This is a genomic window from Exilispira thermophila (assembly GCF_055389015.1).
This window is the reverse complement of sequence record NZ_AP042476.1, coordinates 1607351-1631620: the sequence shown is the minus strand read 5'-3', so window position 1 is coordinate 1631620 and position 24270 is coordinate 1607351. Positions and strand designations below refer to the sequence as shown.

At 23.4% G+C, this 24270-nt stretch carries 17 protein-coding genes; 9 read left to right on the top strand and 8 right to left on the bottom strand.

Going from position 1 to position 24270, the window contains the following annotated elements; translation table 11 throughout:
- Nucleotides 1-235: 235 nt before the first annotated feature.
- Nucleotides 236-1867 (top strand): chaperonin GroEL, encoded by a 1632-nt coding sequence (gene groL / locus ACZ5EC_RS06870; protein ID WP_464301743.1) that lies wholly within the window; start codon nucleotides 236-238, stop codon nucleotides 1865-1867.
- 185 nt (nucleotides 1868-2052) lie between these two features.
- On the opposite strand, the gene ACZ5EC_RS06865 is transcribed toward groL, so the two are convergent.
- Complete coding sequence (locus ACZ5EC_RS06865) at nucleotides 2053-2781, bottom strand: 16S rRNA (uracil(1498)-N(3))-methyltransferase (RefSeq protein ID WP_464301742.1); 729 nt, start codon at nucleotides 2779-2781, stop codon at nucleotides 2053-2055.
- Between the two features lie 91 nt (nucleotides 2782-2872).
- Here ACZ5EC_RS06865 and ACZ5EC_RS06860 point away from each other — a divergent pair, with 91 nt between their 5' ends.
- Nucleotides 2873-3811, top strand: coding sequence for a hypothetical protein (locus tag ACZ5EC_RS06860; RefSeq protein WP_464301741.1), 939 nt, complete (start codon nucleotides 2873-2875; stop codon nucleotides 3809-3811).
- Between the two features lie 21 nt (nucleotides 3812-3832).
- Here the strand turns inward: ACZ5EC_RS06860 and ACZ5EC_RS06855 are convergent, their stop codons facing one another.
- Nucleotides 3833-5080 (bottom strand): HD domain-containing phosphohydrolase, encoded by a 1248-nt coding sequence (locus ACZ5EC_RS06855; protein ID WP_464301740.1) that lies wholly within the window; start codon nucleotides 5078-5080, stop codon nucleotides 3833-3835.
- 345 nt (nucleotides 5081-5425) lie between these two features.
- On the opposite strand from ACZ5EC_RS06855, the gene ACZ5EC_RS06850 reads away from it, so the two are divergent.
- From ACZ5EC_RS06850 to ACZ5EC_RS06840, 3 genes are all read left to right on the top strand, one after another.
- Nucleotides 5426-5767: a DUF898 family protein gene (locus ACZ5EC_RS06850; RefSeq protein ID WP_464301739.1), complete on the top strand. Its 342-nt coding sequence runs from the start codon at nucleotides 5426-5428 to the stop codon at nucleotides 5765-5767.
- Nucleotides 5768-6048: 281 nt separating this feature from the next.
- A complete protein-coding gene (locus ACZ5EC_RS06845) occupies nucleotides 6049-6705 on the top strand; it encodes a metal-sulfur cluster assembly factor (protein WP_464301738.1) in 657 nt (218 codons plus the stop codon).
- Between the two features lie 176 nt (nucleotides 6706-6881).
- Nucleotides 6882-7526, top strand: coding sequence for a histidine phosphatase family protein (locus ACZ5EC_RS06840; RefSeq protein ID WP_464301737.1), 645 nt, complete (start codon nucleotides 6882-6884; stop codon nucleotides 7524-7526).
- Nucleotides 7527-7612: 86 nt separating this feature from the next.
- Here ACZ5EC_RS06840 and ACZ5EC_RS06835 read toward each other — a convergent pair whose 3' ends face one another.
- The 3 genes from ACZ5EC_RS06835 to ACZ5EC_RS06825 form a co-directional block, all read right to left on the bottom strand.
- Nucleotides 7613-8497 (bottom strand): methyl-accepting chemotaxis protein, encoded by an 885-nt coding sequence (locus tag ACZ5EC_RS06835; protein WP_464301736.1) that lies wholly within the window; start codon nucleotides 8495-8497, stop codon nucleotides 7613-7615.
- A 48-nt stretch (nucleotides 8498-8545) separates the two neighbouring features.
- A complete protein-coding gene (locus ACZ5EC_RS06830; protein ID WP_464301735.1) occupies nucleotides 8546-9331 on the bottom strand; it encodes an oxygen-binding di-iron domain-containing protein in 786 nt (261 codons plus the stop codon).
- A gap of 110 nt (nucleotides 9332-9441) precedes the next feature.
- A complete protein-coding gene (locus ACZ5EC_RS06825) occupies nucleotides 9442-9849 on the bottom strand; it encodes a bacteriohemerythrin (protein WP_464301734.1) in 408 nt (135 codons plus the stop codon).
- Nucleotides 9850-10084: 235 nt separating this feature from the next.
- Here ACZ5EC_RS06825 and ACZ5EC_RS06820 point away from each other — a divergent pair, with 235 nt between their 5' ends.
- From ACZ5EC_RS06820 to ACZ5EC_RS06805, 4 genes are all read left to right on the top strand, one after another.
- Nucleotides 10085-11080, top strand: a complete 996-nt coding sequence (locus tag ACZ5EC_RS06820; protein ID WP_464301733.1) for a class II fructose-bisphosphate aldolase — start codon at nucleotides 10085-10087, stop codon at nucleotides 11078-11080.
- A gap of 47 nt (nucleotides 11081-11127) precedes the next feature.
- Entirely contained in the window at nucleotides 11128-12045 is a 918-nt protein-coding gene (locus ACZ5EC_RS06815) for a pseudouridine-5'-phosphate glycosidase (RefSeq protein WP_464301732.1), read from the top strand.
- Nucleotides 12046-12357: 312 nt separating this feature from the next.
- A complete protein-coding gene (locus ACZ5EC_RS06810; protein ID WP_464301731.1) occupies nucleotides 12358-13014 on the top strand; it encodes a response regulator transcription factor in 657 nt (218 codons plus the stop codon).
- 101 nt (nucleotides 13015-13115) lie between these two features.
- The gene (locus ACZ5EC_RS06805) at nucleotides 13116-14594 is read left to right on the top strand and encodes a sensor histidine kinase (protein ID WP_464301730.1); all 1479 of its coding nucleotides are present in this window, start codon (nucleotides 13116-13118) and stop codon (nucleotides 14592-14594) included.
- A gap of 210 nt (nucleotides 14595-14804) precedes the next feature.
- On the opposite strand, the gene ACZ5EC_RS06800 is transcribed toward ACZ5EC_RS06805, so the two are convergent.
- The 3 genes from ACZ5EC_RS06800 to ACZ5EC_RS06790 are packed head-to-tail and all read right to left on the bottom strand — an operon-like array spanning nucleotide 14805 to nucleotide 24203.
- Nucleotides 14805-16244, bottom strand: coding sequence for a bifunctional folylpolyglutamate synthase/dihydrofolate synthase (locus tag ACZ5EC_RS06800; protein ID WP_464301729.1), 1440 nt, complete (start codon nucleotides 16242-16244; stop codon nucleotides 14805-14807).
- Entirely contained in the window at nucleotides 16241-19108 is a 2868-nt protein-coding gene (locus ACZ5EC_RS06795) for a tetratricopeptide repeat protein (protein WP_464301728.1), read from the bottom strand. The genes ACZ5EC_RS06800 and ACZ5EC_RS06795 overlap by 4 nt, the downstream gene beginning before the upstream one ends.
- A 4-nt stretch (nucleotides 19109-19112) precedes the next feature.
- Nucleotides 19113-24203, bottom strand: a complete 5091-nt coding sequence (locus ACZ5EC_RS06790; protein WP_464301727.1) for a SpiroCoCo family coiled-coil protein — start codon at nucleotides 24201-24203, stop codon at nucleotides 19113-19115.
- Between the last annotated feature and the right edge of the window lie 67 nt (nucleotides 24204-24270).

Here is a 24270-nt window from a genome sequence, read left to right as displayed (position 1 = left end):
ATTGAAACACCTGTATTTTATAAAAATTTAATTTTAAACAATAAAAAGTTCGTTAGCATGAAATATTAAGAAATAATTAGAAATATAAAAAAATACTATAAAAATAGAAAATAATTAAAATAAATGACTTATAATATAATATAAGAACAAAATATAAAGTAAAATAGCGATTTAATTTATTTTGTAATTTAATTATTATTATTATCAGAATAAAAAAAAATAAAAGGTGGGAGATATGGCTAAACAACTTCTATTTGATGAAGAAGCTAGAAGAAAGATAATCGAAGGTGTAGACAAATTATCTTCAGCAGTAAAGATTACATTAGGTCCAAAGGGACGAAATGTATTAATTGATAAAAAATTTGGTGCTCCAACAATTACAAATGATGGTGTAACAATTGCAAAAGAAATTGAACTTGAAGATCCATATGAAAATTTAGGAGCACAACTTGTTAAAGAAGTTGCTACAAAAACTAATGATGTTGCTGGTGATGGTACTACAACAGCTACAGTTATAGCTCAAGCAATTATTAAAGAAGGAACCAAAAATGTAGTAGCTGGTGCAAATCCAATTAAAATTAAAAGGGGTATTGAAAAAGCAGTAAATGCATTAATTGATGAAATTAAGTCCAAAGCTAAAGAGATTAAAACTAAAGAAGAAATCGCACAGGTTGCTGCAATTTCTGCTAATAATGATTATGATATTGGAAATTTAATTGCTGAAGCAATGGATAAAGTTGGTAAAGATGGAGTAATTACTGTTGAAGAATCAAAAACAATGGAAACTCATCTTGAAGTAGTTGAAGGTATGCAATTTGATAGAGGTTATATTTCACCTTATATGATAACTGATTCAGATTCCATGACAGCGGTTTTAGAAGATGCATTTGTTTTAATTTATGATAAAAAAATCTCTGCAATGAGAGATTTAATTCATCTTTTAGAACAAATTGCTCAATCAGGAAAACCTTTATTAATAATTGCTGAAGATATTGAAGGTGAAGCTTTAGCTACTTTGATTGTTAATAAAATAAGAGGAACTTTAAATGTAGTTGCTGTTAAAGCTCCAGGATTTGGTGATAGAAGAAAAGCTATGCTTGAAGATATAGCAATTTTAACTGGTGGTAAAGTAATTACTGAAGATTTAGGTATGAAATTAGAAAATGCAACAATTGATGATTTAGGTAAAGCAAAACGAATTAAGGTTGATAAAGAAAATACAACAATTGTTGAAGGATCTGGTGATCCTAAAAAAATTCAGGAAAGAATTGCTGCTATTAAAAAAGAAATTGAAATTTCAACTTCTGAATATGATAAAGAAAAATTGCAGGAAAGACTTGCTAAACTTGCAGGTGGTGTTGCTGTAATTAATGTTGGTGCTGCAACTGAAGTTGAAATGAAAGAAAAAAAAGCTAGAGTAGAAGATGCATTATCAGCTACAAGAGCAGCTATAGAAGAAGGTATTGTTCCTGGTGGTGGTACTACATTAATACATGTTTCAGAAGTATTGGATAAAATAGAATTGGAAGATGAAGAAAAAATTGGTTTAAATATTGTAAAAAGAGCAATTGAAGAACCAATTAGACAAATTGCTAAAAACGCTGGTTTTGAAGGAGCAATCATATCTGAACATGCTAAGACTGTTAAATGGGGTGAAGGTTTTGATGCTTCATCAGGTAAATGGGTAAATATGTTTGAAAAAGGTATAATTGATCCTGCTAAAGTAACAAGATCAGCTTTACAAAATGCTGCTTCAGCTGCATCAATGGTATTAACAACTGAAGTTGCAATTACAGATCTTCCTGAAAAAGAACCACCAGCTGCACCTGCTAATCCAGGTATGGGTGGTTATCCAGGTATGTATTAAAAATAAATTACAATATTTCTAATAATATAATCTTAAAATGATGTGGATTATTCAATATTACAAAATTAAAAATTACAATGGGGCTATCCTGAAATTTAAGGGATAGCCTCTTTTTTATAGTTATAAGTCTTATTTTAAAATAAAAAGAAAGTTGTTTCATAAATTTTGATGTAGATCCAATTTTTTTAATAGAAAAAATTGTTAAATATTGATGTTAAAATTACAGGAGCAGTTTCTGCACGTAAAATATAATTCCCAATATTTACAAAATCAAAGTTAGCTTTTTTGAAAAAATTCAACTCTTCATTATGAAAACTTCCTTCAGGTCCACTTGAAAAAACAATTTTTTTATCTTGTGTCTTATCTAGTGTTTTTAAATATTGAAGGATATTTATTCTACTATTTTCATATAACAAAATTTTTTTATTGTAATTTTTATTTTTAAGTAAATTTTTAAGATCTAAAATATTATTAACTATATCAATTTTTGGTATGAAAAATCTACCTGATTGTTCAGATGCTAATTTTGCAATTTTTTTATATCTTGAAATTTTGTTTTTATTAATATCATTAACAACTGAAAATTGAAATTTATATATGAAAATGTTACTAATTCCTACTTCAGTGAGTTTTTCAATTAAAAAAGGCATAACTTTTTCTTTAAGCAATGGAGCAATAATATCAATTTGATATTCTGGAGCATTAAGTTTGATTCTTTCAACTATCTTGTAAATAACAGATTTTTTATCAATAGATATTGTTTTTAAAACTAATTTTTCATAATTATAAATCGCATAGATGATTTCATTTTTATTTTTTCTCAAAGATCTATAAATATGAAAGTAATCATCATCAAAAAGTTTAATGGTATTGTTATTTAGAAAATTATTATCGTTAATAAAAATATGCTTCATTTATGAACCAATTTTGATTTTTTTAAAAAGTATTTGATTTATCAAAAAATTCAATGTAAATCTAATTAATATTTATCCGAAAATAATTAAGATGAAAAAGATTATAAAAAAATTTATCATATTATTTTTATTTGCAAATTTATTTTTATCACCAATTTTATACTCTGAAAATAATGTTAAATGTTTTATAAAATTTAGAAGTGAAACAATTTATTTTATAGGTCAACCAATTGTTATTAAATTTGAAATATACAACAATACAAAAGATGACTTTTTTATTGAGTTATCAGATGATGAATTTTATAACTTTGATTTTAAAATATTTTCAGAAAAAGGTGATAGAGTAGAATATTCGAAACAATATATTATTGCAAAAAGAAATAGAGAAAAAGTTTTTACAAGAACAATATTACTGAATCCTGGTCAATCTTTTTCTGTTGAAGTTGATATTTCACAGTGGTTTGATTTTCAAAAGGCAACAACATACTATATTCAGGGAATTTTTTATCCTTCATTAACATTAAATGAACCAATTATAACTCAAAATATTTTAAAACTTGATCTTAATCCTGAATTAACAACACAGAAAGAAGAAGAATTACAAAAAGAAGTTGTTACAAGAGAAAAGAAAACAATTGATTTAAAAGGGTTACCACCTTATAAAGTTTTAGAATTAGCACTTCAAGCAAGACAAAAAAGGGATTGGGATACATATTTTGCAACATTTGATTATGATAAAATAATGCCAACTTATAATAAATATAAAACAAGATATCTCTATGCTTCTGAAAAAGATAGATTACAACTTATAGAAGAATTTAAAAAAGATATGATTTCTCAATTTTATAATGATTTAGTTTATTTTGAAATTAAAAAAATTGTTATTGAAAAAGATGAGGCTACAGTTGAAGTATATCTTGAATATAAATATAAAAATTATATTGAAAAATTTGAGGGTGAATATTATTTGAATTTAAAAAATCAAATATGGTTAATTACAGGTTATACTATAACACCTGTTCATGGATAAAATATTTTAAGTTTTAATATATTAATATTTCAAGATTTTTTTATCAATTTTTATTTTTTCAAATGAACCCCATTTTTGTAAGTCTTCTTCAGAATCTTTATATTTTTCATTTATTTTTAAAAATTTATCTAAATTTTTAATAAGAATGTCAATTAATTTAGGATCAAAATGTTTCCCTTTTTGATTTTCTAAAATTGATAAAACTTTTTCAATAGAAAATGCTTCTTTATACACTCTTTTAGAAAATAGTGCATCAAAAACATCAGCTAAAGCTACTATTCTTCCTTCTATTGGTATTTTATGTCCTTTAAGTCCTAATGGATATCCAGTTCCATCCCATTTTTCATGATGAGTTAATGCAATTTTTGCTGCTTTTTGTAATAAATGGGAATTTGAACCTTTTAAAATATTAGCTCCTATTACAGTATGAAGTTCCATTATTTTTCTTTCTTCAGCAGTTAATTTCCCAGGTTTTTGTAAGATTGAATCTGGTATCCCTAATTTTCCAACATCATGCATCATTGCAGCATATTTAAGATTTTGTGCTTTTGATTCTGAATATTTTAACCCTTTTGCAAGAATATAAGTGTAATTGCTCATTCTATTTAAATGATTATAAGTTTCTTTATCTCTGTATTCTGAAGCAATACCAAGTTTGGTTATGGTATCAAAGTAAGCTTCTTTTAGCTCTTTATTTAACTGCATATTGTAAATTGCAATAGCTGCATGAGAAGATAATGCCTGGACAATAGGTTCAAATTTTTTAGCAAAAGGGATGATACTTCCATTAACATCTTGAGCATTAATAAGTTGAAGGACACCAATTAATTTATTGGTATGAGTAACAAGAGGTACAGTTAATAAAGAGATTGTGTTATAATTATATTTTTTATCCCAGTAATTGTTATATTTAAATGGGTATTTTTTCTTTGGATTTTGAATGTTTTCAATATTTAATATTTTTTTTGTTAATGCACAATAGCCAGCAACAGAATTTTCATCAATATTCATTACAGAAGGTTTAAACATTCTTTTTAAACCTTCTTTACCATACCGTTTTAATTGAGTGTCAGATTGTGTTACTAAAAATTTAAGTTTGTTGTTAGTTTTTAAATAAATTGAGCCTCCATCAGCATTTGTAAGCTTTCTAGCTTCTAAAATAATCTCATTTAATAGAGAATTAAAATTATATGTTGTTGAAAGTTTAATAGATATATCAAGTAGTTTTTCAAGATCAGTTTTTTTTATATAAAAACGATTTGTATTCATTTATATTCCTGTTTGATAAGTTGTTTTTAATTTTTCTTTTAAATGTTAATAGTAAAATTTAATAATTCAATATTAATTTAAATATATAATATTAGTACAAGCAAATAATAAAACATGCTATAAATAAAAATATGTAAAAGAAAGAAAAACTAAAATACCTTTTATTTTATTATCGTTTTGCTATTTTTTAAATATTAGAGTAAATAGAAATTCTTGAATAAAAAATTAAAAGTAAAAAAGATTTGAAAATTTTTAAATTTATTATAGTATTATAAAGAATGTTAATTCAATTTAATAATATTATAGCAACTAGTAAAAAAATATGTAATAAATATGGAGGATAAAATGGCATACGGAAAATTTGATTTTAAGGGACAGGGAGGAAGTTATTGGTGGTTAATGATCTGGACTAATTTATTAACAATTATTACTCTTGGTTTTTATGGTCCATGGGCTATTTGTGCTAGAGCTAGATGGAGAACAAAAAATACCTTTATTGATGGTAAACAATTAATTTTTAAAGGTAAAGGGAAGGATCTTTTTGGAATTTATATAATTACAGTTATCCTGGGTATTTTAACCTTAGGTATTTATACCTTTTGGGGTAGTGTAAAAATATATAAATGGGTTATGCTTCATACATTTTTTGCTGATGAAAATGAGATGCAGCCAGTTGATTTAATTTAAATATTTTTAAAATATTAATAATAAATCTTTTAGAAATAAATTAATCATACTTTGTACAAATAAAATGTATTTTGTTACTATAAATTTTTTTATTCTACAAATTTTTCATTATAAATAATTTAATCAAATAAAGTATAAATACTTTAATTACAATCTAAATTTTATTGTTGCCTGAATTCATTTAAATAATTATATTTTTATATAAGCAATAAAATTTTGAAAGTGTTTTTTTTGAAATAGAAAATAAATTAGAAAAAATAAAATAGAAAAAAGGAGAAATAATGGGAAAAATATTAGCAATACCAACAGATGATAGAGGTTTTTTTCAGGGAAATGTTAATCAAAAAATTAAATCTTTTAAACTTTATGAAATAATTCCTTATTCATCAACATTCAAAGAAGAAATAGATGTTAGTTATTTGGATAATGTTGAAAGTGTATTTGGTAAACTTTTTGAAAAAGCTAATTATGTTTTAATAAGAGATATTGATGAAACACTTGCTCAAGAGTTAGAAAAAAAATTTTTATTTGAATTTGTTCTTGTAAGTGTTGAAGGATCAGTTGAAAATTTAGCTACAGCATTTGCAATGTCATATAGCAAAATTACAGGTGAAACAACAACAGAAGGACTTTTTAATAAAGATTATAAAAAAAATCCTCTTGGGGATAGAATTATTGCTGGTTTAAAAGATGTTATTGATATTGAGGTTGGACAAAGTGTATGGGATTTTGGCTTAATTAGAGACTTTTATGCTGATGATGCAACTGGTAAGGTTACATTTACTTTTATTCCATCAGCACCAACATGCCCTTTAGCTTATCAGTTAGCAAAACAGATAAAAGATACAGTTAAAAATGCAGGTGGTAAAGATATTAAAATTAAGATTGTAAATTTTATGGAACAACAAAAACTAGAAGATTATATAAACTCTATTTAAGTTAAATCTTGTTAAATTATTTCAACATTTTAAAATTTAATTTCTTAGATTAATTTGTAACAATTTAAAAATAATTTTAAGTATTTTTAATTTAATTTTAAACTGTTTTAATTTACTTTTAAACGTTTTTTTTAATTTTATATTTGTTATAATCATTATAAAAAAGGATATTTTATATGATAAGGGTTTATCTTGTAAGACATGGAGAAACTAAAGGTAATAAAGAGGGATACTTCAGGGGAAGATATGATTATCCTTTAAATGAAAATGGACTTTTTCAAGCTAAAGAGGTTGCTAAATATTTTAAAGATAAAAAAATAGACATAATTTATTCTTCACCTTTAAAAAGAGCATATCAAACAGCAATGGAGATTGCAAAAATAAAAAATATGGAAGTTATTAAAGATGAAGGTTTTAATAATTTATATTTTTCATCATGGGAAGGGAAACCCAAAGAATTAATAAAAAAAGAATTTCCCTTATTATGGAAAAAATGGTTAGAAGAACCTGAAGACTTAAAAGTTAATGATTCTGAGACAATTGATCAGGTGGGAAGTAGAGCGAAGGAAAGATTATTACAAATAATTTCTGAATTGGGAAAAAATAATCAAAATCAATATTCTATCTTAATTGCTACCCATCGAGTTGTAATTAAATCTTTAATTGCAAAACTTTTAAATATCCCTAAACCATATTTCTGGAAAATTCATACTGATAATGCTTCAGTTACTATAATTGATTATTATCCTGTAACTGGATTTATGTTATACAAATTAAATGATACTTCACATCTTTCGCATTATATATCAGAAATTTATTAATTTTTTTATTAAGCTATAAAAAAAATATCTAAAAATAATTTTAAATGATAATTTGTTCATTTTTTGAAAATGATTTCTAAATAATATTAAGAACTTTCTTTAAAAATTTCTGATATATTATGATATGCTTTTTCAAGAGCTTCTGTTATTTGTAAAGATTCTTTTGTTAGTTCATTAAGTTTAAAAAGATTATCAAGGCCATCTTTTATTGCTAAATTATGTTCAGACATTGAATTGTTTATCTCTTCTAAAGAATTGCTAACATTGGTTCCAGATATATTGTTTCTTTCAAATTGTTCTTTAATATATTCACTGTCTTTTGCCTGTTTTTGAATAATTTCATTAATTCTCTTAACATAATCAGCAAGTTGCATTACACTATTTTTAAAATTGTTTAAAACTTCATTTATATTTTTTGCGAAATCTTTAGTTTGTTCTGATAATTTTCTTACTTCATTTGCTATAATTGAAAATCCAGCACCATATTTCCCAGCATGAGAAGCTTCAATAGATGCATTAATTGCAAGTACATTTGTTCTATCTGATACATCAAAGATAGCGGAAGTTGCATCAAAAATTGTTTCAGAATTTTTTATTAAGTCTTCAAACATTTTTTCTATTTTTTGAGTTTCACTACTGATTTTTTGAAATTCTTCATTTCTTTTATTTAAAGTATTGTTTAACTCATCATTAGAGTTAACAATTGTTTTCATTTCAGATGTAATATTTTGTATATTTGATGAAATAGAATTATTGGTAGAACGCATCTCTTCAAATGCTGCTAAAATAGAATTTGTAAAATTTTGGGTAGCTAAAATCTGGTTAAGTATAAATTTTAAAGAAGAGCTTGTAATTGTATTTAAAACTATTGATTTATTAAATTCCATTGAAAAGGGTTTAAATAATTTAAGAACTTTCTGGAAATCATAATTATAATTTTCTACATTATTATCATCATGGTTATTCATCATTGTTTCTCCTCTAAATGGTAAATTGAATAAAAAGAGATATTATAAAAACTATGAATAAAATTTATCAATTAGATCTACACCACAATCAAGGTTATATAAGAAATCAAGAAATTTTTTAACATTTTCTCCCCTGAATATTGCTCCATGTTGAGGAGCTATCATTTGTATTTCATATTTAGAAATCATTTCAACAAATTTTTTACATGCTCTATTTGAGGTCATATATCTTCTATGAAATCCCTCCATATATGTTAAATGTTTATCAAAATTATCTACAAAAAGGTATTTATCATTTTTAGGAAAAACTGCAGCACCAATATCGCCACTAAATAATATTTTTGAGGTTGGATCATAAATTATAAAATTTCCAGTTGAATGTAAAAAATGAGCTGGTAAAACAATTAGTTCTTTCCCATTTTCAAATTTTAAAGTTGTACCTTTATCAGGAATACCAATAATTCTTGATTGGTCAAAAATCCCAAAATGGGGTACAAATCTAGTCCATAGTCCTGAAATATATACTGTTGCTTTTGTAATTCCAAGCCACATTGCAATTCCAGATGATACATCAGGGTCCTGGTGTGAAAAAAATATCTTTGTTATATTAGAAAAATCTATAAATTTAGATGCAGTTGCAACAACTTTTGAAAAAAGATGAACACCACCTGGATCAAGCAAGAACCCTTCATTTTTAGATAAAACAAGATATTGGTTCGTTTGTACAATTTCAATATCGCTTTTTTCGTCCCATCCTAACCATATAAATTTATAATCATCTTTTTCAAATAAAACCTTTCCCTCAATTAACTCCTGGTTTTCATTTTTAATTTCCATAATATCTCCTCAAATAAAAGTAATATAAATTTATTTTAACTAATTGTATATTTAATAATAATAAGTTAAACTTTTTCTCCTACAATAAATACTAATATAAAAGATATAATTTATTTTACAGTTTTTTTATTTATAAAGTAAATAATTTTTTTATCCTCCTTAAGGATATGTCTGCTTAACCATTTATACAGTTCAGTAACCATTTCATCTGTAAATTTAATCTCATTATTAAAAAATTTTTCTCTAATTTCAAGTATTCGATTTTGAAAAATTGTATGTTTTTTTTTATGTTCATTATATTCTGGGAAATTTATTTTTTTCATTAATTCTTCTTCAAATGAAAAATGATAAATAGTGTAATCAATAAGATCACTAATAACCTGAAACAATTTATTGTTAAAATTGTTTTCTTTTTTTATTTCATAAAGTTTATTAAATATTAAAAAAAATTGTTTATGTTGATTATCAATATTTTCATTACCACTCTCATAACTTTTTTTCCATTTAATATATTTCATTTTCTCTTCCATAAAATTTATTAAATATTTATTATAAATTTAATTATGTATAAACTAAATTAAAAAAAATAAAATCAGATAATAAAATATTTTCTCAATAAATTTTACTTAATTTTAATATAGTTTTTTCATTTTTCAAGATATGTATTTCATAAAAAAGAAAAGCATATTTGATTTGACTTTATTTGATTTCAAATTATAAATAAATAAAACATAAATAAATTAGGAGGGAACAATGGGAAAATTTGTTTCTTATAAAGAACTTGGTTTTGTTAATTCAAAAGAACTATTCAAAAAAGCTATTAAAGGTGGTTATGCTATTCCTGCTTATAATTTTAATAATATGGAACAATTACAGGCAATTATTACAGCATGTGTAAATACTCAATCACCTGTTATTTTACAGGTTTCAAAAGGGGCAAGAAATTATGCTAATCAAACAATGCTAAGATACATGGCTCAAGGAGCTGTTGAAATGATGAAAGAATACGCTGCTTCTAAAGGTTTAAAAGAGATCCCTATTGTTTTACATCTTGATCATGGGGATTCATTTGAACTTGCAAAAAGCTGTATTGATACTGGATTCTCATCTGTTATGATAGATTGTTCACAACTTCCATATGAGGAAAATGTTAGAATCACAAAACAGGTTGTTGAATATGCTCATGACCACGATGTGACAGTTGAAGCAGAACTTGGAGTTCTTGCTGGTATTGAAGAAGAAGTTAAATCTGAAAAGCATATTTATACAAATCCTGATGATGTTGAAGATTTTGTTACTAAAACAAATGTTGATTCTCTTGCAATAGCTATTGGGACTTCACATGGTGCTTATAAATTTAAGGTTAAACCTGGTGAAACTCCTCCACCTTTGAGATTTGATATACTGGAAGAGGTTGAAAAAAGAATACCAGGCTTTCCAATTGTATTACATGGAGCTTCTTCTGTATTACAGGAATATGTTGCTATGATTAATAAATATGGTGGAGATTTAGGTGGAGCAGTTGGCGTTCCAGAGGACCAGTTAAGAAAAGCAGCTAAATCAGCAGTGTGCAAAATAAACATTGATTCTGATGGAAGACTTGTAATGACTGCTAAAATAAGAGAAAAATTATGGACTGATAAAAAAGTTTTTGATCCTAGAAAATATTTAGGACCAGCAAGAGAAGAATTAATAAAAATGTATGAGAGAAAGAATAAAGAAGTTTTAGGTTCAGCATTTAAAGTATAATATTTTATGCAATTACTAAGAAACTAAATTTACCAAAAAGGAATTTTATGGAAAAATTTATTGAAATTTCAGAGAATGTAAAAAATGCAATTTTAAAAAATAACCCAGTAATTGCTTTAGAGTCAACGATTATTACTCATGGTATGCCATATCCTGATAACTTTAATACAACCATTGAGTTAATGAATATTGCTAAAAATAATAATGTTGTTCCTGCTGTAATTGGAATTCTGGAGGGTGGAGTTAAAATAGGTTTAACAGAGGGGGAGATTGAGATACTTTCAAAGTGTAAAAATTGTTTTAAAGCTGCAGCAAAAGATATCCCCTTTTGTATAACTAAAAAACTTTCAGCAGGAACAACAGTTTCTGCTACAATGTTTTTAGCTAAATTTGCTGGTATTAAAGTATTTGCAACAGGTGGTATAGGAGGTGTTCATAGGGGTGTTAATGAAACATATGACATTTCTTCTGACCTTTTCCAATTTAGAGAAACTGATGAGATTGTTGTTTCTGCTGGATGTAAATCAATTTTAGATATCCCAAAAACTTTAGAATATCTTGAAACTATTGGGGTTCCTGTTGTTGGATATAAAACAAATGTTTTTCCAGCCTTCTATTCTAGAAATTCAGATATACATATTGATATTTTTGTTGATAATCCATCTGATATTGCTGCTATGTATAATGTTTCTAAAACTATTGGCCTAAATAGAGGGATGTTAATTGCTAATCCTGTACCTGCTGAATTTGAAATCCCTTTAAATGAAATTGAAAAATATATACAGTTAGCATATGATGAGATGGAAAATTATGATGAAAATAAATATACTGGTAAAAATTTAACACCTTATTTATTATCTAAAATAGTTGAATATTCTAAAGGTAGAAGTTTAAAAACAAATATTGAACTTGTTAAAAACAATGTAGAACTTGCATGTAAAATTGCTAAAGAGATAATAAAATAATAGATAAAATTTCAAAGAATATTCACAATTTCTTCATAAAATTGTATTAATCTTATTTTAAGAGATATATAATTTACAATAAAACTATTTTAAAATTAAAAAAGCATTTTTCGAATACAATAATAATTTTTCTAATTAAAATGTATTTTTAAAAAAAATATTTTTATAATAAAATAATAATTTTTATAATAAAAAAGCTTTTTATAAAAAAATTTTTTTTGAAAAAGAGTTTATAGTTTATAGTAAATGAAATGTTTCTTTTTTATAATATTTATTTAAGTTTAAGTTACACAATTAAAAGGGAAAAAGTAAATGAGAGAAAAAATATTGATTATTGAAGATGAAGAAAAAATAGTTAAAATTTTAAAACTTTATCTTGAAAAAGAAGGTTATAATGTTGATTTTGCAATGGATGGCAAGGAAGGGTTTGAAAAAGCATTAATAAATGATTATGATTTTTTAGTTCTTGATCTAATGCTACCTGGAAAAACTGGAGAAGAGATTGCAAATGAACTTAAACAGGTAAAAGAGATTCCTATACTAATGTTAACTGCAAAAGATAAAGAACATGATAAAATTGAGGGGTTTTTAAATGGTGCTGATGATTATGTAGTAAAACCATTCAGTCCAAGAGAAGTTGTTTTAAGAATTAAAGCAATATTAAAAAGGTATGGAAAAAATGATGATAAAATAATGAAATATAAAGATATTATTCTTGACAATGCAAGATTTGAAGTAAAAGTGAATGATAAAATAATTAATTTAACAAAAGCAGAATTTAAAATATTGCAACTGTTTTTAAGTTATCCTGGTAGGGTTTTTGAAAGAAAAACAATTTTATCTGAATTAACAAATGATGAATATTTTATTTCTGATAGAACTATTGATGCACATATCAAAAATTTAAGAAAAAAACTTGGTGGAGATTATATTAAAACAGTTTTTGGGATAGGGTACAAATTAGATTAAAGTTAATACTTCAATATTGTAAAAAGTTATTTTAAAATATTGTTGTTTAACTATTTTTACAGTAAAATTATATTTTTAATTTGTATAAAATAAGATATAACATGACAAAAAATATGAAAAAAAATGAAGTTAAAAATATGAGAAATATATTTAAAAATAAATTTAATAACCTGAGTTTTATAATATCATTTTCTTTAAGTATTTTATTGATAATAATATTAATATCATCTTTGTTAATTATATCTTTGATAATATCATATCAATCAAAAATTTATGATAGGAGGAATAAAGAGGTAATTGTTAATTTAATACAAAGAGAGATAGAAAAAAGAGTTCCTTCTTTAATTGATAATTTTAAAATTAAAAAATTTATGGATTTTATAAAAGAGATATCTGAAAAATATGGGGTAATAATAAATATTAAAAAAACAAAACATTTAATGAGATTTGAAGATGAAAACTGTGATGTTAAATCTTTTATAAATCCTGATAAAGATAAATTAATAAATTTAGAACCTATGATGCAATTCAGGGAATTGCCTCCACCAGGCCCAATGGGAGCTAATATAAGGGGGCGAATTCCTGATGCAGTTGTGATTTTAACTTATAAGAATATTAACTATTATTTTTTAATATGGTTTATTAAAATTTCAAGAGGATATTATCTATCCAAGATAAGAAATGGAATTATTTTTGTTTTTATTATTGGGTTTGTTATAAGTACAATAATTTCAATACTATTTTCAAAAAAAATTTCTAATTTTATTAAAAAATTAAGTTTAAAAATGGAAGAAATTGCAAATGGAAATTTTGGACAGATTATTGAAGAAAATCCAATAAAAGAAATTAATGACTTAAATCTTGCTTTTAATAAAATGTCCTTAAGATTAAAAGAGTTCAGTGAAGAGAGAAAAAGGATAACTTCCAATATATCACATGAAATAAGAACCCCTTTAACTATTTTAAAAAGTTATATGGAGGGTTTTAAGGATAATGTTTTAAAACCTGATGAAAATACTATTAAGGATATTCTGGAGGAAATACAACGTCTTGAAGAAATGGTTGAAAATTTAAAAATACTTACTGAAATTGAGCAAAAAAATGAATTTAATAAAATTGAAAAAATTAATGTTAGAGAAATTTTAGATGATATTATTAAAAAGAATAGATTAATTTTCAAAAAAGAGAATGTAAAAATAGTAAAAGAAATTGAAAACATAACTATTAAATTTGATGAACAGGATTTCAGGTCTCTTGTTACAAATATAATAAAAAATGGAATAAAATATAACAATAAAGATAAAAAGGTTATTGAAATAAAAATCAAAAAAGATAAAAAAAATAAAATTATGTTATCAATTAAAGATAATGGTATTGGAATTGAAGATAAATATAAAGATCTTGTATTTGAAAGATTTTATAGAATTGATACTTCAAGAAGTTCAAAAACAGGGGGAAGAGGACTAGGGTTAGCAATTGTAAAAGAGATAGTTTCTAAATACAAGGGAGAAATAAAAATAAATTCAGAAAAGGATAAATTTACTGAATTTATAATTAAATTTAATAATATAATAGAGTAATATATATATATATATATATAATAAAATATAAGTAAATAATTATATTTGATTATATAAAATTAAAATAATAGAATAATATTTTGTTGAATCAAATGAACTTAAATCAATTCAAGTTCAATTAAATTCAATTTAAATAAAATTTAATTTAATTATTTAAAATAAAACAAAATTAATTAAAATAAAATTAAATTAAAGTAAATGTAATTTAATTTATTTATCCATTAATTTAGCTACAGTATATAAGGATCCAGTAACAACAATTGAAAATTTAGAATTTTTAAAAATATTTTTTGTATGATTAATAATATAGTTGAAAAAAATCTTTTTATTGATTAGATCTTCTATATTTTCAATTATATTATCAATTATAAAATAAGGGATATTTTTATCTTTGTTCAATTTCCTAAAAGTATTTAAATAGTTTTCTACTTTACTATCTCTCCATTGATATGGTTCAATAAAGTAGATAATTTCTGAAAATTTTAATACATTTTCTAATATCCCTATGTAATCTTTTCCTTTTAGTATCCCAACAATTGAAATAATTTTATTTGATGTTAAAACATTATTTTTTTTCATTTTTATTATAGATCTTCTAAGCATAGATGCGGATACTCTATTATGTGCACCATCAAAAAATATATCGATATTATTTATTTTTTTATGAGTTAATCTTCCTTTCCATTCAAGATCTTTAGATAAGTCAAAATCAATTTTTTTATATAATGTAGTGGAATGATTATTGTTTTTATTTTTTATACTAAAATTTCTTTTTTTAAAATCAAATAATTTATATTTATTTATAACATCAATTGCAAGTTTAGAACATGCAATATTTTCAACCTGATAATAACCTAAAAGAGAAGTTAAATATTTTTTGTTATTAAGTATAAGTGTCTGGTAAATTTTATTATTTTCTTTTGTATAGTTTAAAAATTTGTAATTTATAAAATTACCAATATAAAAAAAAGGGGAGTTGTTATTTTGTGCTATATTTTTTAATACCTCAACAACATTATTTCTATTTTTTGAAACTACAACAGGGGTATTTTTTTTGATAATTCCACCTTTTTCAATAGCAATTTTTTTTAATGTATTTCCTAATATTTTAGTATGTTCTCTTGATATAGATGTTATTATAGACAATATTGGTTTAACAATATTTGTTGAATCTAGTCTTCCTCCTAAACCAGTTTCTATTATCCAGATATCAGCCCTATTGTAATTAAAATAATAAAATGCAATACTTGTAAATATATCAAAAAAAGTAGGTTTAAGTAAAGGGTCCTCAATTGACTCAACAATAGGTTGTAAAAGATTTATAAGATCTATAAAATCTTTGTTAGAAATAGGATTATTATTAATTATTATCCTTTCGTTTACTTCAAAAAGATGAGGGGAAGTGTATAGTGCAACTTTAAAACCAGCATTAATAAAAATATTGTTGAGAATAAATGCAACAGAACCTTTCCCTTTTGTACCAGCAATATGGATAATATTTTGGTTATTATGGGGGTTTCCAATATGATTTAAGAGGTATTCAATTTTTTTTAATTTGTAATTTCTTTTAAATTTTTTTTTAGTTCTTGAAATTTCTAAATTTGTAAATGAGTAGATCCAATCAAGAGCTTGATCAATATCTTTTATCATTGAGGGATTTCCACTTTTTGAATAAATTTAACAAATTTTTTATATTTTTCATCTGCTGTTAATTCAAATTTTAAATCTTCAGGAAGTGAATTTAAAGTATTGTAAAAATAGGTACCAAGTTTATATGTACCTTCTTTTAAAAATTCAATTTTAGGAATAAACCCTGTATCAAAATTTTTTATTAAATCCTCTATATTATTAACATTATCTATATTTTCAGGATTTTTTTCTTTACTGCTAATTTCTTCTATTTGATTTTGTTCTTGAGGAGTTGAATTTTCATTATCTTCCTCTTCTATCTCTTCTATTTCTAAATTATCAATTTCTTCAGGTATTATCTTTTCAATTAAACTATCATTAGTACTCTCAATATGTTGAGGTAGTGAAAATGTATTTTGTTTTTCATTATTATTTTCATTTAAGTGTGGACTTTGAGGGGAATAATTTTGGTTTTCATATTGAGGTTGTTTTATCTGTTCTTTTTGTTGCTGGTTAAAAACCTGTTGTGTTTGAGCTAATTGTTCAGGAGAAATTTGTTGAGGTGGATAAATAATTGGTTGCACCTGTGGCACATAAATAGGATAGGGTTGAGGGATATATTGTGATTGAGTTTGTGGAATAAAATTTGGTTGCTGAAAATTTGTTCGAGTTTGATTATCAACATTTCCAATATTTTTAGGTTGTTGAGAAATATTTTGAGTTTGTTGTGGTGCTGGAGATTGTTGAGTATTAATTTCAATTTTTATTGGTTGTTGAGGATGTTCATATTCTTTTGTTTCGATTTTATATGCTTCTTCATAATTTGAAGGAATTTCTTTAAATTTTTCTTTATAATTTTTAATTACCTCTTCATCAGGACTATTTTTTATGTCAATATTTTCTTCACTATATGGAGAATTATTATTTAATGTTTTTTGTGTTTCATTTGGGGATGAGGGGTATTCTGGATTAATAACTTCCTGATTGTTATAGTATTGTAAGATATCTTTAGCTTCCTCTTCAGGTTTTTCTTCCTTTTCTTTTTTCTTTTGTTCTAAAAGTTTTTCTTCTTCTTTACTAATATTTGAGTTACTTAATACACCTTTATCCAGATAATCCAGTATATTTCCCTGAGTTGTTTCAAAATCTTTTTCAACATCTTCTGTTAACTCATCTTTAAAAATACTTTCTATTAGATCCTGTTCTTCTATTTTATGAAATTCTTTAATTGGGGTTCCAATAGGATTTTCTAATTTATCAAAAAGTGTTTCAATAAAATTTTCAGAATTTTCAATTAATCCTTTTTGGGTTTTTTGATTTTTTTTGTTAAAAAGATCTTTAAATTTTTGTTTTAAAATACTATTTTTTTTACTAAATTGTTTTTCATATTCTTGAATAACATCTTCATAATTTTTTAGAGTTTGATTAAAAACCTCCATATTATCAATATTATTAAGACTATTTCCTGATAAAATTTTCTGATACTCTTCAATTGCATCCTGAAGTAATTCTTTTTCTTTATAGTAATTTCCAAGTATTAGATAAGGTTGTAAATTTTCAGGATTAATTTTTTTTGCTGTATTAAGATTTTGTAAAGCTAGATTAAAAACTCCATTGTTTAAATAAAGTTGGCCAAGTAATGTATGAGCTTCAAAATTATCAGGATCAAGTTCAAAAACCTTATTATAATATTTTATTGCTTCTTCAGTTTTTCCAGCTGAATGATATATATTTGCCATTCTTAAATAGATTTCAGGGTCATCGCGTTTAATTTGAAGAATTTTATTATAAAGATTTAAGCTATTTTCATTTTTATTTTCTTCTTCAGAAATGAGAGCTAACCCTTTAAGAGCATTTATATTTTTTTCATCAAATTCTAAAGCTTTATTAAAATAAGATTTTGCTTCTTTTTTATTACCAATATAGGAATAAACTTCTCCTAGAATTGAGTATAGTTGAGAATTTTCAGGATATATCTTTAAAGCATCTTTTATAATATTAATTGTTTCATTAAATCTTTTTCCTTTAATATATAAATTTGTTAAATTCAAAATTGCAGGTAGAAATGTTTTATCCAGATTAAGGATTTCTTTATATTCCTTTTCTGCTTTTTCTAACTCGTAAAGCTTTTCATATGCGATAGCAAGATTATTTTTAGCATTAATATTATCTGGTGAATAATCTAAAACTTTTTTGAAAAAAAATTTTGCTTTCATGTAATCTTTAAAATTAAGAGATATTAATCCAAGATAGTTATAAGCATCAAAATAGTTTTTTTTAATTTTTAATAAATCTTCAAAATATTTTTTAGCTTTTAAATAATCTGGCATTTGATAATATAGAACACCTAAGTTAAATAATGCTTCAATATTATTAGGATCTAGTTTTATTGATTTTAGAAAGGAATTAATTGCTTTTTTATTGTTATTTAATTTTTTATAGGTATTTCCAATATACAAATATATATTTGATTGATCAGGATTAGCATATGAAGCCTTTAAAAATTCTTCTAAAGCTTTTTTATAATAGTTTTGTTTAAAATAATAAATCCCTTTAAAATAATATATTTTCCATAATTTTTCATTTCCTTTTTCTAATAAATTCAAATATTTTATGGCTTCTTTGTAGTTTTTTGATGCTATTAGCACTTCAATTAATAAAAGAATCAGGTCAATATTTTTAGGATTAAATTCAAGAGCAAAAATAATAAACTTTGTTGCTTTTTCAAATTTTTTTAGTTTATAATAACATAAACCCAAAAGAGTATATATTTCTTCAGAAAACACTTTATTGTTAATTAATATTTCAAGTTTATTTGCAGCTTCATTGTAATCAGTAAGTTTGATCAATTTTTTAATAGTTGATAATTCATAATTTATAAGCATGATCTTATTTCTTTTGCTTATTTAATTCAATAATTAATTCAATTTCTCCAACAGATTTCCCTGTAACTTTAGCGATTTCATTCAATTTCCATCCCTGTTTATATAGGTCAAGTATAGTTGATGATTTATCATCATTTACTACTTTATCTACATTAGAAGTTTCGGCATCTTGACTTAAAGATTTTAATGTTCTTGCTTTTTCTAACAATAATTCGAGTTTTTCTATTTTATCAGTTGCTTCATTTTCTAAAGAAGAGAGTCTTGTTTCAGTTTTTGCTATCCACATTCTTGCTTTTTGTAATTGCTCATTTCTTGTTTCAATGTCTTTAATTAAAATATCCATCTGAGAAAATTTTTCTAATACTTTATCCATTTTTTGTGATTCTTTCTGAATATTTTTAATCTCTTTTTCTAACGAGATGATTTGGGTGTTGAATTCATCTAATTCACTTTTAATTTGTAATAGTTGATTTTTAACTTCATTAGCTTTTCCAGAAACTTGAGTTACTTCAGAAGATGTTTGTTCTATACCATAATCAATTTCTTGAATTTTTGCATCATATTTTTTTAGATCATCAAGTTTTTTAATAATTTTTCCATGTTCCTCTGTTAGGGTATTTATTGTTTCTCTCATTTTTCCAAGTTCATTTAACTTTTCCTGTATGTTATTATGTTGATTTTCCGCTTTTTGAGAAACTAAAATTAATTTTTCAAAATTGTCTTCAATTGCATAAAGTTTTTTTCTATCACTTTTTAGTTTGATAATTTTTTTTGTAAAATCAGTAATTTGAACTTTAATATTGTCAAATGAAGAAATAAAATTTTCAATTTCCTGTTTTTGAGTCTGTAAGTCTTTTACCTGTTCGTCAGTTTCTGATAGCATAAATTTAATATTTGAAATGTTTTCTTCAATTCTATCTACTATTTTTGATTCTTTTTCAAAATTTGTAAGTTGTTCCTCTAAATAATTATACTTTTTCTTTAATACAGATTGAATCTCATCAATTTCAGAAGTTAGATTTTCTTCATTATTGGTAACAAGATTTTTAAGTTTAACAATTTCATTTTCAAGTTTTTCCTGAATTTGTCTATATCTAATTAAGATTTTATCCTCTTTATCTTTAATAAATTCATCTATCCTATTAGATGCCTGGTTTGAAAGAAGATTAAGTTTATCCTGAAAAGTTGAGTTTAAAGTATCTATGTTCTCTTTAATTAAATTGATTGTCTCTTTAAACGAGTTAAGTGATAAATTAATGTTTGTAACTTTTGAATCAAGTTCCATATTAAAATCAGAAATTATTTTGTTTTTGATCTCTTCTATAGTATTGTTGAACTCTGAAACAATTTTTTCTTTTTTTTCATAGGTTATTTCTGTAAATAAATTTATCTTGTTATTTAACTCATTTGTTAATTCAGAGATTTTGTTTTCAAAATTGTTAAATTTATTTTCAGAATCTTCATTCAATTTTGTTAAGTAATCTTCAAGATTAGTGATATCTTCATAAAATTTTTCTTTAAAGCTACTAAATTCATTTTTTAAATCAGGAATACTTTTTTTAATAAATTCAATTTTTTCTGTTATATACTTTTTAACCTGATTTTCAGATTCAGAAAATTTATTTTTAACTTCATTTCTAAAATTATTTTCATATTCATTATAGATTGTTTCAAGATGTTTTAACTCATTCTCAAAATTATTATTTTTATTGGTAATAAATTCTTCAATTTCTGAAATTTTTGTATAAACATCAGGTATATTTCTAATTAAAAATTCTTTTTCTTTTTCAATTTTTTTAGCTACTTCATTAGATATATTATCTAATTTAAAATTAAATTCATCTATTACTTTCTCTATTTTTGAAAAACTAATTTCCTTTGTATTTGTAAGTTTTTCATTTATCTGTTTTTCAAATTCTGTTATATTATTTCCTAATTCATTGTATTTTGAAAAAGTGCTTGTTATTTTATTATTTAATTCTTCATTCTTATTATTTAAGTCATTACTAATTTGTTCTCCAAGTTCATTTAATTTATTTGTTGTAGAAATTTTAAAAGTTTCCAGATTATCAAATATCTCTTTTAATTTTAAGTTATATTCATTTTTATTTTGTTCAAATTTTTCTTCTATGTTGTTAAACAATTTTTCAAGTTTTTCAGTATAGATTTTTTCTTTTTCATTGAAACTATAATCAAATGAATTTGATAATTCTTGAATTTGAGAATTAAGTTTATTGGTAAATGATTCTAATTTAGAGTGAACTAAATCATCAACATTATCCAGTTTATTATTTAATTCACTTATTTTTTGCTCATAATTTAAATTTACATCCTGAATATTTTTTAATTTTTCATTAATTGAAGTTATGAAGTCATCAACTTTTATTTGAAATTCTTTCATTTTATTATTGATATTAGTTTGTTCATTTATTGCTAAATTCTCAAGATTGTTATTAAATTTAGTTTCAAAATCTACAATTTTATTTGTATAATTAGTATTTAATGCTTCAAATTCATTATTAATTTTATTATTAATCTCTTTTATCCTATCATTTAAGTTTGAAATTATCTCTTTAATTTTTTCATTAAATTGGGAAAGTTCAATATCGATTTTTTGTTTATTGTCATTTTCAAGTTTTTCTAAAGCTTCATTGATTTTTAACTCATTTTCTTTAGAAATTTTTTCAATTAATTTTTCATTATTATCTTTAATTATTTCCAGATTATGACTTAATTCCTCTTCAAAATTTGTAAAGGTAGAATTTAATAGTAAAATTTTTTGATTTTGTTCATTCTCAATTTGTTGTAAATTTTGTTTAATCTTATCTTCAAATTCATTAAGTTTATTAAAAATAGAAGGGATAGTTCTTTCAACTTCTTCCTTTTTTGCTTCTAATTTGTTAACAAGATTTTCAAATTCATTAGAAAAGTTTAATTTTGTATTTTCAAGTTTTTTATCAAATTCATTTAGAACTATCTCAATTTTATTATTAAGATTTTTTTCAAAGTTATCTGATAGTGTTTGTATTTTTTCAATTCTTTCCTTTAATAAGTTTGAAAATTCTTGTAGTTTAGTTATCTCATTTTCAATTTTTTCAAGAGGTTTATAATATTCAGGAATTTTATTAATCAAGTATTCCTTTTCTGTTTCAAGTTTGTTTCTAATTTGATCTTGCAATTTATTATAATCTTCTTCAAGACTATTTTCCACTTTTGAATATAAAATCCCTTGTTTTTCATTGTAAGAAGATATAAGAAGATCAAGATTTTTATTAAATGTTTCAATTTTACCTATTTTTTCTTTAATAGTCGTTTCTTTTTCATTAATATTTGCATTCAATTTATTAATTTCAGTATTAACATATTCATCAATTTTATTAAATTTTTCTTTAATTATCTCGTAAGAATTAGAAATTCTTTCTTCTAAATTATTGAACATTTCATTTTTAGCTTCTTCTATTTTTTTATTAAATTCTTCTTCTATTACAAATTTTTGCTCTTTAAAATCATTATTAAATTTTTCTATTAGAGTTAAATTTTTATTTATCAAGTTTTGTAATTCTTCATATTTTTCCTCTGCATGTTTGTCAATATTAGCAAGAAGCTCGTTTTTATTTTTTAATTTTGCATCAATTTCATTTTTAAGAGAATTAATTTTAACAATGATATCATTATTAAAATTTTCAAATTTTTTACTTAGCTCAATTTCAAAAAGCTCAAATTCATTTGCAAATTTTGAAGTGTAGTTTTGTTTTAAATTATCAACTTCATTTTTTAATTCTGATAGGGATTGGTTAATATTTTGTATTGATTGTTCAAATTTAGTGGTTTCTTCATTTGTAAAATTCTCAAGACTAATTTTATATCTACTAATAATTGTTTTGGCATCCAGTTCTAATGTTGAAAATTTTTTCTCAATTTCTTTAAAAATATCCTGTTTATAGTTTTCTATTCTTTGCTCTATTCTGGTGATATATTTTGAAATATCAGCTGTTTTTTGTTGTAATTCATCATTAATTTGGTTTTTGATATTTTCAGATAATTTTTGAAGCTGGGTTAGTTGGGAATTATTTGAAGAATACAATTCATTAAATTTATTAATTTGTGTTTTTGAAATAATATCAATTTCATTTTTGAATTCATCAATTTTAAGGTCCATTTCCTCTGTAATTTTATCGATATTTTCAGCAATTTTTTTATTAACAATAGATGCAAGTTGTTCAATTTCAGTTTTATATTGCTCAAATTCTTTTTCTTTGTCTTCAAAAAAGATAATCAAATTTTCTTTTGTACTTTGAGTAAGTTCTTTTATTTGATCTTTAAAATCATCAATAAATCCATCCATCTGTTGAGTTGTTTCTTCAAGATTTTTATCAAAATTATCTATTTTTTCTTCTGCTTTATTTATTCTTGAATTAACAGTTTGTTCTAATTTTTTTAATATACCATTAAAGTTGTTAATTGAATTATTGTATTTTTCTATAAATTCTTTTTTCAAATTAGCAATAGTTGTATCAATTGTATTTTTTACACTTTCAAATTTAACCTTCTCATTTTCAATAATAGTTGATACATCAGAAGAGACTTTGTCTTGAAGCTCAGTTAAAAAAGCTTTATTTTCTTCTCTTGTTAATTCCTGGATTTTTACATATTTATCTTCAAGTGTTGAAATAGCATCTTTTAATGCTCTAATCCTATTTTTATATGAGTTTATTGTTTTTAATTCTGATGACAATGTAGTAATTTCAGAGCTAATTTCATTTTTTATAGATTCAAGATTTTTTATATCTTTTCTCAAATCCATAATAAGTTTTTTTTGTGGTTCAAAATTACTAAAAAAATTACTGATATTATTCGATGCTGCCTCTATCCTTTTTAAAAAATTTTCTCCTTTTTTAATATTGAAATCAATGTCAATACTAAGATCCTTAATCTCCTGCATTTTTTCAAGACTAAATTTATCAAGTTCACCTTTTATCTTATCAGCATATTGTTTTACTTTTGATATTTGCTGATTTTGTCTATCAAGCCATCTATAAATGACAAGGATAATTAATGTGATAGATATAGATAGAAGAAGTGTTCCTAATTGCATAAATTTTCCCCACCCTATTTTTTAAATATTTAATATATTCCAATATGATTTAAATATATTGATAAAT

Excerpts from the sequence above, each read along its gene's own strand:
- groL (WP_464301743.1), top strand. The coding sequence starts at position 236 with ATGGCTAAACAACTTCTATTTGATGAAGAAGCTAGAAGAAAGATAATC.
- ACZ5EC_RS06865 (WP_464301742.1), bottom strand. The coding sequence starts at position 2,781 with ATGAAGCATATTTTTATTAACGATAATAATTTTCTAAATAACAATACC.
- ACZ5EC_RS06860 (WP_464301741.1), top strand. The coding sequence starts at position 2,873 with ATGAAAAAGATTATAAAAAAATTTATCATATTATTTTTATTTGCAAAT.
- ACZ5EC_RS06855 (WP_464301740.1), bottom strand. The coding sequence starts at position 5,080 with ATGAATACAAATCGTTTTTATATAAAAAAAACTGATCTTGAAAAACTA.
- ACZ5EC_RS06850 (WP_464301739.1), top strand. The coding sequence starts at position 5,426 with ATGGCATACGGAAAATTTGATTTTAAGGGACAGGGAGGAAGTTATTGG.
- ACZ5EC_RS06845 (WP_464301738.1), top strand. The coding sequence starts at position 6,049 with ATGGGAAAAATATTAGCAATACCAACAGATGATAGAGGTTTTTTTCAG.
- ACZ5EC_RS06840 (WP_464301737.1), top strand. The coding sequence starts at position 6,882 with ATGATAAGGGTTTATCTTGTAAGACATGGAGAAACTAAAGGTAATAAA.
- ACZ5EC_RS06835 (WP_464301736.1), bottom strand. The coding sequence starts at position 8,497 with ATGATGAATAACCATGATGATAATAATGTAGAAAATTATAATTATGAT.
- ACZ5EC_RS06830 (WP_464301735.1), bottom strand. The coding sequence starts at position 9,331 with ATGGAAATTAAAAATGAAAACCAGGAGTTAATTGAGGGAAAGGTTTTA.
- ACZ5EC_RS06825 (WP_464301734.1), bottom strand. The coding sequence starts at position 9,849 with ATGAAATATATTAAATGGAAAAAAAGTTATGAGAGTGGTAATGAAAAT.
- ACZ5EC_RS06820 (WP_464301733.1), top strand. The coding sequence starts at position 10,085 with ATGGGAAAATTTGTTTCTTATAAAGAACTTGGTTTTGTTAATTCAAAA.
- ACZ5EC_RS06815 (WP_464301732.1), top strand. The coding sequence starts at position 11,128 with ATGGAAAAATTTATTGAAATTTCAGAGAATGTAAAAAATGCAATTTTA.
- ACZ5EC_RS06810 (WP_464301731.1), top strand. The coding sequence starts at position 12,358 with ATGAGAGAAAAAATATTGATTATTGAAGATGAAGAAAAAATAGTTAAA.
- ACZ5EC_RS06805 (WP_464301730.1), top strand. The coding sequence starts at position 13,116 with ATGACAAAAAATATGAAAAAAAATGAAGTTAAAAATATGAGAAATATA.
- ACZ5EC_RS06800 (WP_464301729.1), bottom strand. The coding sequence starts at position 16,244 with ATGATAAAAGATATTGATCAAGCTCTTGATTGGATCTACTCATTTACA.
- ACZ5EC_RS06795 (WP_464301728.1), bottom strand. The coding sequence starts at position 19,108 with ATGCTTATAAATTATGAATTATCAACTATTAAAAAATTGATCAAACTT.
- ACZ5EC_RS06790 (WP_464301727.1), bottom strand. The coding sequence starts at position 24,203 with ATGCAATTAGGAACACTTCTTCTATCTATATCTATCACATTAATTATC.